Raw genomic sequence first — 15,610 nt, forward strand, 5'->3', positions numbered from 1 at the left:
TCCGCTGAGCTCGTGGGGCGGGAGTGGTCTTCCACCGGTACCTGCTCGATGCGTCCACGACCTGGTGTCCGAGCAGGCTCGCCGAACCCCCGACGCTGTCGCCGTCTCTTGCGGCGGTGAGCAACTGACCTACGCCGATCTGGAGGCCAGCGCGACGCGACTGGCCATCCACCTGGTGGAGCGTGGAGTCGGCCCGGATCGGGTCGTCGCCCTCCTTGCGGAGCGCTCCCCGCGTCTGATCACCGCTCTGCTGGCCATCCTGAAGGCCGGCGGGGCGTACCTGGCGCTCGAGCCCGACGCTCCCCAGGAGCGCCTTGTGCAGCTGGTCTCCGACGCCGAGCCGGTACTGCTCCTGGCCGAGACAGGGCCGTGGGAGCGGCTCGCGGAGGTGGACGTCCCCACCGAGGAGCTCAACCGCCTCCTCGCTGAGCCAACCCACTCCTCGCTGCGGGCCGCGCCGACCACGCCGGAGAATCTCGCCTATGTCAGCTACACCTCGGGGTCCACTGGCGAGCCCAAAGGGGTCTGCGTACCCCATAGGGCGGTGGCCCGGCTGGTGCAGCAGCCTGACTGGGCTCAGTTCACCTCGGCCGATGTCTTCCTGCAGCTCGCACCGGTCGCGTTCGACGCCTCCACCCTGGAGATCTGGACCCCGCTGACCCTCGGTGGTCGGCTCGCAGTCCAGCCGCCTGGGCGCACCACCCCGGACACTCTGGCGCAGACCCTGAGGGCCGAGCAGGTGAGCGTGCTCTGGCTGACAGCCGGGTTCTTCCATCAGATGGTCGACGCCCACCTCGAGGCACTCGGAGGGCTCCGGCACATCCTCGCGGGCGGGGACGTGCTCTCACGTGACCACGTGAGTCGAGTGCTCACGGCGCATCCCCATCTCGCCTTCACCAACGGCTACGGGCCGACCGAGAACACGACGTTCACCGCCTGCTGGACGGTACGCGGGCCCGTCGGTGCCGACGGGCCGGTACCCATCGGGCGCCCGGTCAGTGGAACGGGGGTTGCCATCCTCGACACCGACCGCCGCCCCGTGCCTGTGGGCGCCGAAGGCGAGCTGTACGCCTTCGGCGACGGCTTAGCCCGCGGCTATCTGGGGCGCCCCGAGGCGACAGCGGAACGTTTCGTCCTGGCGGCCGGGCCAACCGGGGCCGTGATCCGCATGTACCGGACCGGCGACCTGGCACGCTGGCAGGCCGACGGCACCATCGAGTTCCTCGGACGTGCCGACCGACAGATCAAGATCCAGGGCTTCCGCGTCGAGCCGGGCGCCATCGAGGCAGCCCTGACCCGGTTGCCCACCGTGAGCGACTCAGCGGTCGTCGCACGATCTGACGACTCCGGCGCAAAGCGCCTGCTGGCGTACGCAGTTCCGAGCCCCGAGGCGCTGGCGGACCCGGAGCTGGCCGCTCAGTTGCGTGAACAGCTACGCGACGTGCTGCCGCCCTACATGGTCCCGCAGTCGGTGATCGTGCTGCCGACGCTTCCACTCGGTCCGACGGGCAAAGTCGACCGGTCCGCGTTGCCCGACCCTCGCCGCGCCCCCCGCACCTGCACCGCCCCCTACCGAGCACCCGACACCCCGCTGGAGCGCAGCCTCGCCGAGCTCTGGTCGGATCTTCTCGCAGTCGAGCCGATAGGCGCGGACGACGACTTCTTCGAGCTCGGCGGCCACTCCCTGCTGGCCGCCCGCGCCCTGCACGCGACACAGCGCGAGCACGGAGTCCGGCTGGCCTACTTCGACCTGCTCGAACAGCCCACAGTGGCAGGCCTGGCCGCCACGATCGAGGAACTCACCCCATGACCTTGGCGGACCACTCACCATCCGTCGGAGCAGCAACTGCGCGGCCGCATCTGGCCCCTCCCGCCGCAGGAGAAGCAAATGACTGACATCGCGATTCACTCATTTCCGTCGCAGCTCACCGCACCTTCCGGGACCGAACTCGCGGCTGCCCTGGGGCCGGCACTCCCCGAGCAGCCCTACGCGTACCAGAGCCGAAGCCTCGTGGAACCCGACTGGCGTCGCTTCCCCGGCTGGCGCAATGTCAGCACCGCAGACTGGCACGACCCACGGTGGCAGCGCGCCCACTGCATCAAGTCCATCGCGCAGTTGCGCCAGGCTGTCGGCGACCTGCTCGACGAGTCCTGCTATGCCGACCTCGAACGGGACCAGCGCGAGCGGGCCACGATGTCCATACTGCTGCCACCGCAGATGCTCAATACGATCGCACCGTCGCTCGATACGGCAACCCGCGGAGGGCTCACCGAGGCGTTCCGGGCCGACCCGGTGCGCCGCTACATGGTGCCGATGTACTCCGACCGGCGAAAGGACTGGCCCTCCCACCCCTTCGCAGAGCGCGACTCACTGCACGAACAGGACATGTGGGCCGTGGAAGGGCTCACTCACCGGTACCCGACCAAGGTCCTTGCCGAGGTAGTCGCGACCTGCCCGCAATACTGCGGGCACTGCACCCGCATGGACCTGGTGGGAAACTCCACCCCGCAGGTGGCGAAGGCGCGGTTCGTCATGCGGCCGGCCGACCGCCTCAAGGCCATGCTGGACTACCTCTCCGCCACCCCCGGCGTGCGCGACGTGGTGGTCTCCGGCGGCGATGTCGCCAACCTGCCGTGGCCTCGGCTCGAAGCCTTCGTCTCGGAGCTGATACGCATCCCCTCAATCCGCGACATCCGGCTCGCGTCCAAGGCCGTGGTGGGCCTCCCGCAGTACTGGTCGTCCGACGAGGTACGACGCGGCATGGAGCGGCTGGTTCGGCTGGCGCGCAGCCACGACGTACAGCTCGCGGTGCACACTCACGCGAACGCGGCACAGCAGATCACGCCAGCGGTGGCCGCCGCCGCACGCGGCCTCCTCGACACGGGGCTCCGCGACGTGCGCAACCAGGGCGTGCTGATGAGCGGCGTGAACGACTCCGTCGAGGCCCTGCTTGACCTGAGCTTCGCCCTGCTCGATGGAGCAGCGATCATGCCCTACTACTTCTACCTCTGCGACATGATCCCGTTCAGCGAGCACTGGCGCACATCGGTGTCACACGCTCAGGACCTCCAGCAGGGGATCCTCGGGTACCTTCCCGGGTTCGCCACCCCACGGATCGTGTGCGATGTGCCTTTCATCGGCAAGCGATGGGTGCACCAGGCGCTTCAGTACGACCGGGAACGCGGCATCAGCTACTGGACCAAGAACTACCGCACCTCGCTCGAGAAGGGCGCGGAAGAGCCCGGGAATGTGGCCATCCACCAGTACTTCGACCCGATCCACACGCTGCCCGAGAGCGGCCAGGACTGGTGGCGCCGTCACGCCCCCATGGTGGAGGTCGACTGATGACACCGCAGCGAACGGCGACACCGGAATCCGGGCAGGCCGTGCGCCTGCCCCTGACTCCGGGACAACAGCGCATCTGGTTCGCCGAGACCTTCGAGGACGCGACTCCCGCATACAACGTCCCGGTGGCTGTGCGGCTGGGTGGCCCGCTGGACGAGCAGCGGCTCAGGACCGCTCTGGACTCGCTTGCTGTGCGGCATGCGGCGTTGCGAGCCCGGTTCAGTGTGGACGAAGGCGGCAACCCCTGGCAGTGGATCGCCCCAGTAGCCCCGTTCGACCTTGAGGTCCTGGACTCGGCCAGCCTCGACGACGCGGACATTCGGGCGACCGTCGCCGAGTTCGCCTGGCAGCCGCTGGATCTCGAACGAGGACCGATCGCACGGGCCCGACTGATCCGGCTCGGCTCCGACGACCGGATCCTCCTCCTGAATGTCCATCACATCGTCTTCGATGACTGGTCAACCGGCGTGTTCCTGAGGGCCCTCGGCGCTGCCTACCGGGATGGATCCGGATGGTGCGGACCGGAGGTGGACTACGCGGACCTGGTGCGACTCGAGTGCGGGCGTCTCGCGGAGCTGGACACCGAACGGCACTTGCAGTACTGGGAGGACCGGCTCGCCGGCTTGCGGCACCTGACGGTGCCCACCGAACGGCCTCGCCATCACCACCGACGCGGCTCGGGCGCCGCGGTCCACTTCTCCATACCTGCCGCGACCGCGACCGGGATCCGTGAGCTGGCCAGGACCACGCGGTCCTCCGTGTACATGGTTCTGCTCGCCGCGTTCCAGGCGCTGTTGGGCAACTGGGGCGGGAGCGCGGACGTCGCGGTCACGTCCCCGGTGGCCACCCGCGCGGTCGCCGGCAGCGATGACGTGGTCGGTTACCTGGTGAACACCGTGGTGCAGCGCGTCCAGCTCGCCCCCGACACGACGTTCCAAGGGCTGCTGTCCGAAGTGCGTCGGACCACATTGCACAACTACGCCCATCAGGACCTGCCTTTCGATCGGGTCGTACGCAGGCTGCGCCCGCAGCGCACATCGACCGGTACTGCGCTGTTCCAGGTGGGCTTCAATTACCAGAACGCGGTCGGGGCACCCCTGACGCTGCCCGGGGTGGACGTCACTACCTTTCCGGTACCGCGAGCCACCGCGAAGTTCGACCTGCTCCTCGACATCGCGGACGAGGCCGACGGGATGACGGCGTTCTTCGAGTACGACTCAGGGCTGTTCGACGAGGCATCCATCGCTCCCCTCAGCGAAGCGCTCGTACGGGGGCTCAACGCGGTCGTCGCGAACGCCTTGACGCCAGTCAGCGCCTTCGACGTGGCCCCGGTCCGGGGCATGCGACTGCTGGCACCCCTGGGGCCGTTCCCGAGCACGGCACCGACCAAGTCCGACTTCCCGCTGACGGGTGGACAGCGTCGCATGTGGACGGCCCACCAGCTTCGTCCGGACTCCGCCGAGCACGCGTGTCCGATGGCGTTGGCCCTGGACGGGCGGCTGGACCGCGCTGCGTTGTTTGAGGCCCTCACCGGGCTTGTTGCCCGCCATGAGGCGCTTCGTGCCCGCATTACCACTTCGGCCGACGGCCGACCGCAGTGGACTCTTCGCCGGCCGGCCCTGCTGATGCCCCGCTTCGCTGACGTGCGCGGCGTATCCGACCCCGCCGCCGCACTGGCGGCATGCTTGACGGACGAGCTCGCTCGCCCGTTCGACCTCACTGCTGGGCCGCTGGCCCGGGTGCTGTTGGTGCGGATCGCTGACAACCGTCACGTCCTGCTTCTGAACGTCGCGCACGTGGCCTTCGACGGTCAGTCCCTGGAACTGGTCCGCGGCGAGCTGCTGCACCTGTACGGCCAAGCCCTCGGAGATGAAGGTTCGGCACTGGCCGTACCGGCCTCGTTCCGTGACTACACCGTGGCACGGGCAGCCGAGGAGGAAGAGCTTGCTCCCGCGCGGCTCTACTGGTGGCGCGAGTACCTGCAGGCGGCCGGGCCCGTGGACCCGCCGGTCGATGTCCCCCGGACAGGACCGCGTAGCGGGAAGGGGGCCGCGCACGCCTTCACCGTCCCGACCGAGACCGTAGCCGCGCTCCGTCTCCTGGCAGCGAGCGCCCGCACCACCCCGAACGTGGTCCTACTGGCCTGCTTCCACGCGCTCATCTCCCGCTGGACCGGAAGCGCCCGGGTCTGTGTCGGCACCCCGACGGCCGACCGCCTGCACGCGAGCGGCGAGGACGTTGTCGGCTTCTTCGTCGACAGCGTGCCCCGGCTGGCTGATCTCTCCGCTGATCCCTCGATGAGGGCACTGGTGGAGTTGGTCCGCGCCGACACTCTGATCACCCACAAGCACACCCGAGGCCGTATCCGAGTAAGCGACGGGTACTCGGCCGCCAGCTGCTCGTTCGAGGGGCTGCTCGATGAACTCCAACGGCGCGGAGAGGTCCGCGAGGGGGCCCTGTTCAACGTGCTGTTCGACGTGCGGCATGTGGACCGGGCACCAGTACATGTCGCAGGTCTGGCTGTCCGTGAGGCGACACTTCCGCGGATCAGCGCCTCAGCGGAGCTGACCTTCGACCTGGAGTTGGACGCGGAGGGCCGCCTCCGCGGCACGGTCGAGTACGCGTCGGACATGTTCACCTCGGAGACGATCGAGAAGCTGGCCGCTCGCTTCCTGGCTGTGGTGGGGCAGACGGTGGCAGTCCCGGACACACGGGTAAGCGCACTCGACCTGGTCGTGCCGGCGGATCCGCCGAGCGTCCGGTCGTGGTCGGCCCCTGCACCGACGGAACCGACGGATCTTCGGCCGGTCCACGAGCTCGTCTTCGAGTGCGCGGACCGCACGCCCGACGCGCTGGCCGTGGTGTGCGGCGCTGACCGGCTGACATACGCGGAGCTGGCCAACCGGGTCGAGCGGCTGGCTCGGCGACTGGCCGCTCTAGGTGTCCGTGCCGAACAACCCGTCGCGGTACACCTGTCCCGAGGTGTCCAGTCGGTCGTCGCGCTGCTGGCGGTGGTCCGGGCTGGCGGGGCTTTCCTGCCGATCGACTCCACTCTGCCGGACGAGCGCAAGAGCATGTTCCTGCAGGACGCCGGTGTCCGCCTCGCTATCACCGACGCCGAACTCGCTCCCCTCCCACCGCACGAGAACCTGGTTCTCCTCGATGCAGCGGACTGTGAGGTTGATGACGAGACGCCGCTGCCCTCCGTGGACCGTCAGCAGTTGGCCTATCTCATCTACACCTCGGGCACGACCGGACGGCCCAAGGCTGTCATGGGCCTGCACGGAGCGTTGACGCAGCACTGCCGGACGATGGCCGCCGCCTACGGGCTCAACGACCGTGACCGGGTGCTCCAGTTCGCCAGCCACTCCTTCGACGCCTCTCTCGAGCAGACCCTTCCGACCCTGGTGTCCGGCGCGACCCTCGTCCTGCGCCCGGACGAGCTCTGGCAACCGGAGGAGTTCGCGGCGGTACTGCGACGACACGCGATCACCGTCGCCGAACTACCCCCCGCCTACTGGGCTGCAGTCGTGAACCGGCTCGGCGACGACACGCCGCCTGCGTGCCTCAGGCTTCTCGTCCTCGGCGGCGAGGCGGTCCCCGCCGAGGTTGCCCGCCGCTGGCTGGTGCGGGCACCCATGTGCCGGCTGGTGAACACCTACGGGCCGACGGAGGCAACCATCACCGCGACCGCGCTGGAGGTCACCGCGGCCGAGGCGGCCACCGGAGTCGTCGCCATCGGCGGGCCGCGGCACGGCGTAAGGGTGAGCGTCCTCGATCCCGCCATGCGATCGGTCCCTCCGGGCACGGTAGGCGAGCTCTACATCGGAGGCAGCGTCACCCGTGGCTACCTGAACCGTCCGGGGCTGACCGCCGACCGCTTCGTGCCCGATCCTGCCTTCCCCGGTGAGCGCATGTACCGCAGCGGTGACCTGGTGCGGGTCCGGCCCGACGGCCTGCTCGACTTCCTGGGCAGGGCCGACGACCAGGTCAAGATCCGCGGATATCGGGTCGAGCTGGGCGAGGTCGCGGCCCGGCTCGCTGAGCATCCCGGCGTGGAAACAGCGACGGTTCTCGACTTCCTGCCGCCGGAACCGGGTGCTGACCGCTTCCTGGTCGGTTACGTCGTGCCTAGCGGTAACGGGCAGCTGAACCCTGCTGCACTGAGCGAGTTCTGCGCCGGTGCGCTGCCGCCGTACATGGTTCCCGCCCTGTTCGTGGAGCTCGGCGGGCTGCCCGTGACCAGCGCGGGCAAGGTGGACCGGCGTGCCTTGCCCGACCCGCTGGTTGCCGGGCTCAGGGGTGCCGAGCAGACGGATCCTCGCAATGAGCTGGAAGAACTGGTGGCGGAACTGTTTGCCGCGGTTCTGGCTGTACCGGTCCCCGGTGTGTTCGAGGACTTCTTCCACCTGGGCGGGCATTCCCTGCGCGCCGCCCAACTGGTCGCGCGGCTGCGCGAAACCTTCGACATCGACTTCTCCCTGACGGAGTTGTACGCGACGCGGACGATCGCCTCGGTATCCGAAGCGGTGCTGAACGCTCTCGTCCCCGCGGACATCCAGGAAGGCACACCATGACCACCCACGTGCTGCCACAGACGGCGCCGGCCCCCGCGGCAACCGAACCGGACCAGCGACTTGCAGCGGTACGCGACCGACTCGCCCGAGCGGGTGCGCGCCTTCGCGGCACCCCTGACGCCGACACACTGCTGGTCCTGCCCCCTGGGCCCGCCCCTCTGGCCGCAGGACAAGCCGGGATCTGGTTCTCCGAGCAGCTCACACCGGGAACGCCCCTGTACAACGTGCCTCTCGCGATCCGGTTGACTGGCCTGGTGGCACCGACCGTGCTGCGCTCCGCGCTGGACTGGGTGGTATGGCGCCACGGCGCGCTTCGCACCACCTTCCAGGTCGGCCCGGACGGGGAGCCCGTCCAGGAGGTCGGTGCCCCCGGAGCTGTGGACCTCGAGGTGCTGGACGTCACCGAGCAGGATCTGCCCGACGCACTGCGGCGGGAAGCCGAGCAACCGTTCGACCTGGAAAAGGGCCCGCTGCTGCGTGCCCGCCTCTACCGGATCAATGCCGAAGAACACGTGCTGCTCACGACCGTCCACCACATCGTCTTCGACGGCTGGTCCGCCGACCTCTTCCTGAAGGACCTGGCAGCCGCCTGCGAGGCTCGCCACACCGACAACGGTCCCGCTCTCGTTGAACGGAGCCCGGCGCTGCCCGAGGGCGTCCCGGCTCCTCAGTTCCGCGACTTCGCCGGCTGGCAGGCTCGCCGTCTCGCGGGCCCGGAGTTGGATGCGCAGCTCGGGTACTGGCGCGAGCGCCTTGCCGGAATGCCCGACCTGGAAATCCCCAGCGACCGCGTGCGCCCAGCCACGCGGGACTGGCGCGGCCACAGCGCAAGGCGGGTGGTGCCCGTTGGCACGGAAGCAGCCGTACGCCGCCTCGCAGAATCCAACGACACCACGCCGTTCACCGTGCTGCTTGCCGCCGTCGCCACGTTCCTCCACCGGCTCAGCGGCCAGGACGACTTCGCGCTCGGCGTCCCGGTCGCCGGCCGCGGCCGCACCGAGTTGGAGTCCGTGATCGGCTTCTTCGTCAACACGGTCCCGGTCCGGATGGACTTCGCCGGTCGGCCCACCTTCCACGAGGTGCTCCGTCGCACGGTCACGGGCTCTCGCGAGGACTTCTCACGGCCGGACATCCCCTTCGACCAGCTCGTCCGCGAGCTCCGCCGGGAGCGGGACACCGGCAGCCAGCCACTGGTGCAGGCCATGATCGGCACCGAGTCGGCCGGTGCACCGATCCGGCTGGGTAAGGCCCTGGGCAGGGAAGTACCTGTCGATGTCGCCTTCGCGAAATGCGACATCGATCTGAGTGTTCAGGACGACGGTGGGAGCATCATCGTCAATCTGGTCGTGCCCGCTGATCTCTTCGGGTCCACCGCCGCGGGGCGGCTGGCTGGTCAGTTCCTCACCCTTCTTGACGGCCTGGTCGCCGCGCCCGGTCTTCCCGTGTCGGACCTGGAACTGCTGAACGCAGCCGAGTTGCACACCGTCCTGCACGATTGGAACGACACAGCACGGCCGCAACCTGAGCGGTCGTTCGTCGAGCGTTTCCAGGAGCGATGCACAGAGACGCCCGACGCGATGGCGGTGGCCTGCGGCGACGAGTCGCTGAGCTACCGAGAGCTCAACGAGCGGGCCAACCGGATGGCGCGGCTGCTGGTCGACCGGGGTGCGGGTGTCGAGCGCTTCGTGGCGGTACTGCTCCGCCGCTCCCCCGACCTCGTAGTGGCGCTGCTGGCGGTGCTCAAGTCCGGGGCAGCGTATCTGCCGATCGATCCCGACTTCCCGGCGGACCGCATCGGCTACATGCTGGAGGACGCTCAACCTGCCCTCCTGGTGACCGACGCCAGCACTGCGGTCCGCCTGGCGATGCTGAGCGACGGCACGGAACGCGTCCTCGTCGACGAGGTCGATGCGTCAACCGTCGTGGACGAGAACCTGCCCGCGGTCCCCTCTGACCACCCCGCCTACGTGATCTACACGTCCGGATCGACCGGCCGGCCCAAGGGCGTGGTGGTGCTGCGGTCCGCCCTCGACAACTTCCTGGGCGCCATGGCCGACCGCTTCGTCCTCACCCCGGCCGACCGCGTCCTGGCAACCACCACGATCTGCTTCGACATCGCCGGGCTGGAGCTGTACCTGCCGCTACTGAGTGGCGCCGGGGTCGTACTGGCCGACACGGACACGGCGCGCGACCCGAAGGCGCTGCTCGAGCTCATGACCTGTCACGGCGTAACCCTCGCCCAGGCGACCCCCAGTCTGTGGCAGGCCCTGCTTCCGGAGGAATCCCGATCGGCGCTGTCTGGGGTCCGGGTACTGGTGGGCGGCGAGGCACTGCCCGTCGAACTCGCCCGTGCCCTGGGTGAATCCGCCCATGCGGTCACGAACATGTACGGCCCGACGGAAACCACGGTCTGGTCCACCAACCGCCCGGTGGACAACGACAGCGCCAGCCGCGGGTCCATCGGCTTCCCCATCGACAACACCCAGGTGTACGTACTCGACAGCGGCCTGCGGCCGACTGCGATCGGTGTCCCCGGCGAGCTGTTCATCGCCGGGGCGGGCCTCGCGCGCGGCTACTGGAACCGTCCGAGGCTGACCGCCGAGAAGTTCCTACCCGATCCGTTCGGGCCTCCGGGCACGCGGATGTACCGCACTGGGGACCTGGCCCGCTGGTCGGCGCGCGGTGATCTCGAGTACTTGGGTCGCAGCGACCACCAGGTCAAACTGCGCGGGTTCCGGATCGAGCTGGGCGAGATCGAGACGGCCCTGACAGGAACCGGCGCGGTACGGCGGGCGGCCGTGGTGGTGCGCGAGGACCGGGTGGGCGATAAGCGGCTCGTGGCGTACGTGATTCCAGTGGGCCCAGCGGACACGGAGCAGCTCCAGAGGGAGCTCTCCCGGACGCTGCCCGACTACATGGTCCCGTCGGCGATCGTCCCGCTGAGCGACTTCCCAATGACCCCGAACGGAAAGCTCGACCGCGCGGCCTTGCCGGCGCCCGACTACGGCACGCGAACCACCAGCCGCCGTCCCCGGGGCCGGCGTGAGGAAGTCCTGTGCGCGCTGTTCGCGGAGGTGCTTGGCCTGCCGGAGGTCGCCGTCGACGACAACTTCTTCCACCTCGGCGGCCACTCGCTCCTCGCATTCCGTCTGCTCGCCTGTATCCAGCAGGAGTTCGGCGTGGAGTTCCCCCTGCGCCGCCTCTTCACCGCTCCGACCGCGGCAGCCGTCGCCGATTTCCTGGCCGCTCTGCCGACCTCGGACAACTGCACGGGCGAGAGCGGACGCACGCCGCTCGTCGCGGTGAGCCGGGGCGAACCCCTGCCCCTCTCCATGATGCAGGAGTCGGTCTGGCTCGCCGACCAACTCGCGTCGGCCGACGGCGGCTACAACGTGCCGCTGGCGCTCAGGCTCACCGGCCGACTTGACCGGGAGGCACTGCGGTACGCGCTCGACCGGATCGTGGAGCGCCACGAGGTGCTCCGCACTCGCATCAGCGTCGGCGCCGACGGGGTGCCCTATCAGCTGGCCGACACGACGGGGCACGGAGCCGTGCTCGATGAGCGCGACGCAGCGGAGGCGGCGGATCTGACTGACCTCGTCCTCATCGAAGCAGCCCGCGGCTTCGACCTGGCCTCAGAGCATCCCCTGCGCAGCGTGCTCTGGCGCATCTCCGGTCGGGAGCACCTCCTGCTTCTGACCGCCCACCATGTCGCGGTCGACGCATGGTCGATGGATCTCGTGCAGCGCGAACTCGCCGAGTTCTACGCCGCAGCAACTGACGGCCGCGGGCCGAGCCTCGATCCGCTTCCCATCCAACAAGCCGACTACGCCGTGTGGGAGCGGGCTCGGCTGGACAGCACGCAGCACGCCGCCGAACTGGCCTTCTGGCGCACCGAGCTGGCCGGCGCCGTTGCCACCGAGGTGCCAGGGGACTTTCCCCGGCCCGCGACGCGCAGCGGTCGCGGCGGCTCGGTCGCCTTCACCGTGGCGTCGGAGGAGGCCCGTGGCATCCGCGAGGTGGCGCGCCGACACGGTACGACGGTGTCCACCGTGGTGCTCGCGGCACTACAGACGCTCCTGTCCCGGATCACCGGCCAGGACGACATCGTCCTCGGCAGCACGGTAGCCGGGCGTGGCGACCCGCTGCTGGAGAAGGTCGTCGGCTGCATGCTCAACACCGTCGTGCTGCGCGGCGACCTGGCCGGTGCGCCGACCTTCGCAGAACTGATCGAGCGCATCCGAACCCGCACCGTGGAAGCCCTGGCCCACCAGGAGATTCCGTTCGACCGGCTGATGGGAGAACTTCGTGCGGCCCGCGATGCCGGCCGAACCCCGCCGTTCCAGATCATGTACAACTTCAGCGCGCAGCAGCCCTCCGAACACCACCTCGCCGAACTGGCTGTCGAGCAAGTTCCCGTGCCCGTAACGACCTGCAAGTTCGACCTCGTCCTCAGCGTCGTCGACGACGGCTCGTGCCTGGAAGGCGCGCTTGAGTACGCAAGCGACCTCTACCTGCACGACACGGCCCGCCGCATCGCCGCATCGTTGACTCGACTACTCACCGCGGCCGTCTCCGCCCCGGACACGCCGTTGACGGGCCTGCCATTGGTGCCCGAGGCGGATCTGGCCCTGATGATGCGGTGGGGGGTGTCCGAACAGCAGCTGACCAGCGCGCTGACGGTACATCAGCTTGTGGAGGACCAGACCGACCGCACCCCACAACGGACCGCCCTGCGCGCAGGCGGCAACAGTCTGAGCTTCGCAGAGCTCGACGATCGGGCGAACCGTCTGGCCAACGCGCTGTTGAGTGGCACGCTGGGGGCACCCCCGATCACGCCCGAAGCCCCGGTGGCCCTCTTGCTCGATCGCAGCCCCGAGCTGGTTGTGGCCATGCTCGCCGTACTAAAGGCCGGCGGGTACTTCATCCCGATGGACCCCGGCTATCCACCTGCGCGCCTGGCCAGGATCGCCTCCGCGGTGGCGCCGGCCGTGGTATTGAGCCGCGGCGATCTGGTCCGGCGCCTGTCCGACCCGCAGCTCTTCGGCGTGGTGCCGGTCGTGGCTGTCGAGGATGCGGCTTCGGTGCTCTCCCGGATGCCGACACACCGCCCGAACCTGTCTGTGGATCCGCGCGGCCTGATCTACTCGATCTTCACCTCCGGCTCCACCGGACACCCCAAGGGCGTCGCGGTCGAGCACATCGGCGCGGTGCGCTACCTCTCGTGGGCGGCCCGGAACTACCCCGGTTCCGGCGAGCACGGCACGCTCGTTCACTCGTCAGTCGGCTTCGACCTGACGATGTCGAGCCTGCTCGAACCGCTCGTGTCCGGGCGAGGCATGACGCTGCTGCCGGCCGACGCGACGTTGGCGGACCTCGCCCATGAGTTGTCCGGGCCACTCGCATTCGACTACGTGCGGCTGACGCCCTCCCATCTTCGACACTTGATCGCCCACTGGAGTGACAACAGCCTGGAGCCTGCCGCGCGCGGCTGGGTTGTGGGCGGCGAGGTGCTGGACCCGCAGCTCGTAGAACGACTGCTCCAGTTACGTCCGGACGCGGTCGTGGTCAATCACTACGGGCCGACGGAGACAGTCATCGGACGGGTGGTCCACCCGGTGCGTGCGGGCGACCACCTGACCCCCGACGCTCCCCTCCCGCTAGGAGCCCCGCTCGGTGCGACCCGGCTCCAGGTCCTCGACCCCCGGCTCGAACCGGTCCCGATCGGGGCGGTCGGTGAGCTGTACATCGGCGGCGAGGGCGTCGCGCGCGGCTACATCGGCAGGGCTGCCCTGACCGCTGAGCGCTTTCTGCCCGACCCCCAGGACCAACCGGGCGCTCGCATGTACCGCACCGGTGATCTGGTGCGCTGGCGCACGGACGGGCTTCTCGACTTCGTCGGCAGGGTCGACCACCAGGTGAAGCTGCGGGGCTACCGCATCGAACTCGGTGAGATCGAAGCTCACCTGACCGAGGCCCCCGGCGTGGATCGCGCCGTAGCGCTGGTGCGTGGCGAGCAGCTGGTTGCGTACCTCGTCCGTGCACAGGGCCAGGCGCCGGCCACCATCTCGGCACTGCGTCGGTTCTGCGCGGAGCAGCTGCCGGAGTTCATGGTGCCGAGCCAGTGGGTGTTCCTCGACTCGTTCCCGCTCACCCCGCATGGCAAGGTCGATCACCAGGCGCTGCCCGAACCCTCTGGTGAACGACCGGAGCTGGAGCACCGGTATGTGGCTCCGCGCACCCCTGGCGAGCAACTGCTGGCGGAGCTGTGGGCCACAGTGCTGGGGCTCGACGAGGTCGGCATCGAGGACAACTTCTTCGACCTTGGTGGCACTTCCGTAGCCGTCATCCGGCTCGCGGCGGCCTGCAACCGAGCCGGTGTCAGGCTCTCACCGAAGGACGTGTTCGAGCACCAGACCGTTCGTGCACAAGCTCTGCGGACGATCGAGCTGGAGCGCGAGGACACGAACGCGCCCCTCCTCGACACCGTCTTCGGCGCGGGGCACACGGGCACCACCCGAACGCTGGTGACGCTGCGGGTCGACGGGGCGGAGCGCCCCCTGTTCTGCGTTCACCCCAGTGGAGGCAGCGTTGGCTGGTACCTCCCGATAGCCCGCGCGCTGCCGCAGGGGCATCCGGTGCATGCCTTCCAGCCGCTCGGCATGGACGGGCGTGAATCGCCGCTGGAGACCATCGAGGAAATGGCTCACGCCTACCTAACCGACATGCGCCAGGTGCAACCCGAGGGGCCGTACGTACTGGTCGGCTGGTCCCTCGGAGGCGCCATCGCTTTCGAGATGGCGCGGCAGCTGGACGACTCGGGCCAGCAGGTCGAACTCGTTCTGCTGGAGCCGACCCTGCCTGGTGTGGACAGGACGATCGAACTGCACCGACCGGCCGTCCTCAGCTATCTGCAGGGCGCCGAGCTGGCAGAGCGGATCCTTCAGCTCCCCGAGGGCGCCCCCGAGCGCGACCGCCTTCGCGAGGAGCTCACGGAGATGCTGGAGGCGGCAGGCTACTCGGCCGGAGAGGTCAGCCTCGGCGACTCCCTCCCGATGCGCGCGTGCGGTCAGATGCTCGCAGCCCTCGCCTCCTACAGGCCGCAGCCCCTCCGAGACGCTTCCGGCGTGCGCACCTGGTTCGTCGTCTCGACCGAGTGCACGGACGCGAGCCCAGAGCACCCATCCGGTACCTCTCACTTTGCCTACGCCTCTTACTTCGAAGGCTGGCAGGCGCTGCTGGGGAGGGACGGGTCACCAGAGACGACGCGGATACCGGGAATCCACGCCACGATGCTCGCCACCGAGCATCTTCCGACCGTCGCCGGCCACTGCACGACTGCGCTACGAGCTGCGGACGCGCGCTCGCGACGCCGTCGCACTCCCGAACCGCTGACCTCTCGAACCGCACAGTAGCTGCAAGTCACAGAAGGGCACCCACGTGTCAGACCGCAATGTCGACAACGAGTTCAAGGTCGTCGTCAACCACGAGGAGCAGTACTCGATCTGGCCGGTCTCCAGGCAGACACCGGAGGGCTGGCGTGAGGAGGGGACCGAGGGCACCCGCGAAGCCTGCCTGGTGCACATCGAGGCCGTGTGGACGGATCTGCGTCCACTGAGCCTCAGGCAGCGCCTGGCAGCCGGGCTCCATTGACTCCTGTCACCACCCATCCACGAAGGACTGCAGC

The 15,610-nt window shown here is 69.1% G+C and carries 5 protein-coding genes; all 5 read left to right on the plus strand.

The features are described 5' to 3' along the window. The first annotated feature begins 64 nt into the window (after positions 1-64). The 5 genes from ACQRUO_RS00920 (at position 65) to ACQRUO_RS00940 (ending at position 15,576) form a co-directional block, all read left to right on the plus strand. Positions 65-1,810 carry an amino acid adenylation domain-containing protein gene (locus ACQRUO_RS00920; protein WP_428313689.1) on the plus strand — a complete coding sequence of 582 codons (1,746 nt, stop codon included), beginning with the start codon at positions 65-67 and terminating at the stop codon, positions 1,808-1,810. A gap of 78 nt (positions 1,811-1,888) precedes the next feature. Next, positions 1,889-3,346, plus strand: coding sequence for a KamA family radical SAM protein (locus ACQRUO_RS00925; protein WP_428313690.1), 1,458 nt, complete (start codon positions 1,889-1,891; stop codon positions 3,344-3,346). Further along, positions 3,346-7,923, plus strand: a complete 4,578-nt coding sequence (locus tag ACQRUO_RS00930; protein ID WP_428313691.1) for an amino acid adenylation domain-containing protein — start codon at positions 3,346-3,348, stop codon at positions 7,921-7,923. Before ACQRUO_RS00925 ends, ACQRUO_RS00930 begins: the two co-directional genes overlap by 1 nt. Next, complete coding sequence (locus tag ACQRUO_RS00935) at positions 7,920-15,338, plus strand: amino acid adenylation domain-containing protein (RefSeq protein WP_428313692.1); 7,419 nt, start codon at positions 7,920-7,922, stop codon at positions 15,336-15,338. The genes ACQRUO_RS00930 and ACQRUO_RS00935 overlap by 4 nt, the downstream gene beginning before the upstream one ends. Positions 15,339-15,363: 25 nt before the next feature. Then, positions 15,364-15,576: an MbtH family protein gene (locus ACQRUO_RS00940; RefSeq protein ID WP_428313693.1), complete on the plus strand. Its 213-nt coding sequence runs from the start codon at positions 15,364-15,366 to the stop codon at positions 15,574-15,576. Positions 15,577-15,610: the final 34 nt, after the last annotated feature.

This window comes from Kitasatospora sp. LaBMicrA B282, from assembly GCF_050325825.1.
GTDB lineage: Bacteria > Actinomycetota > Actinomycetes > Streptomycetales > Streptomycetaceae > Kitasatospora.

Coding starts and splice junctions, on each gene's coding strand:
- ACQRUO_RS00930 (WP_428313691.1), top strand. CDS start 3,346: ATGACACCGCAGCGAACGGCGACACCGGAATCCGGGCAGGCCGTGCGC.
- ACQRUO_RS00935 (WP_428313692.1), top strand. CDS start 7,920: ATGACCACCCACGTGCTGCCACAGACGGCGCCGGCCCCCGCGGCAACC.
- ACQRUO_RS00925 (WP_428313690.1), top strand. CDS start 1,889: ATGACTGACATCGCGATTCACTCATTTCCGTCGCAGCTCACCGCACCT.